The sequence below is a fragment of the Gemella sp. GH3 genome (genome assembly GCF_013415425.1).
Classification (GTDB): domain Bacteria; phylum Bacillota; class Bacilli; order Staphylococcales; family Gemellaceae; genus Gemelliphila.
This window is the reverse complement of the sequence record NZ_JACBYC010000026.1, coordinates 1-698: the sequence shown is the minus strand read 5'-3', so window position 1 is coordinate 698 and position 698 is coordinate 1. Positions and strand designations below refer to the sequence as shown.

Here is a 698-nt window from a genome sequence, read left to right as displayed (position 1 = left end):
ATAACATATAACTATCCACAAAGTCGTGTGACTGATCATAGAATTGGCTTAACGCTACAGAAACTTGGTCAGATTATGGAAGGTAATTTAGATGAAATCATAGACGCACTTACTCTATCAGAACAAACTGAGAAATTGAAAGAACTTAATAATGGTGAACTATAAAGATAAACTTCAAGAGGCTATTCAATTAACATTAGATAAAGGGTATGAGCAGACTAGGGCAGAATGGCTACTGTTGGACCTTTTTAAATGGTCACGAACAGACTATCTTATCCATCGTGAAGAACAGATGTCTCAAGCTGATATAGCAAAATTTGACCTAGCTCTACATAGAATGTAGAGTGGTGAACCTATTCAATATATCGTAGGCTTTCAATCTTTTTACGGCTATAACTTCGAGGTAGATAATAATTGTCTAATCCCTCGTCCTGAAACTGAAGAAGTGATGCTTCATTTTCTAAATCAATGTCATCATCAAGATACAGTTGCCGATATTGGTACAGGAAGCGGTGCGATTGCTATTACACTTAAGTTGCTTAAGCCAGATTTAAACGTTCTCGCTACAGATTTATATGAAGATACACTGAATGTTGCACGCAATAATGCAACATTACATCAGCAAGAAATTCAATTTCTTCAAGGAGACGCATTGAAACCTCTAATTGATAATAATATTAAAGTTGACGGATTAATTT

Annotated in this window: 2 pseudogenes; both read left to right on the top strand. The window is 35.1% G+C overall.

Features of this window, described 5'->3' with window-relative positions:
- Positions 1–165, top strand: a pseudogene (locus tag HZY83_RS00500) (peptide chain release factor 1); the annotation flags it as partial.
- Positions 152–698, top strand: a pseudogene (locus HZY83_RS00495) (HemK family protein methyltransferase); the annotation flags it as partial. The pseudogenes HZY83_RS00500 and HZY83_RS00495, both read left to right, overlap by 14 nt.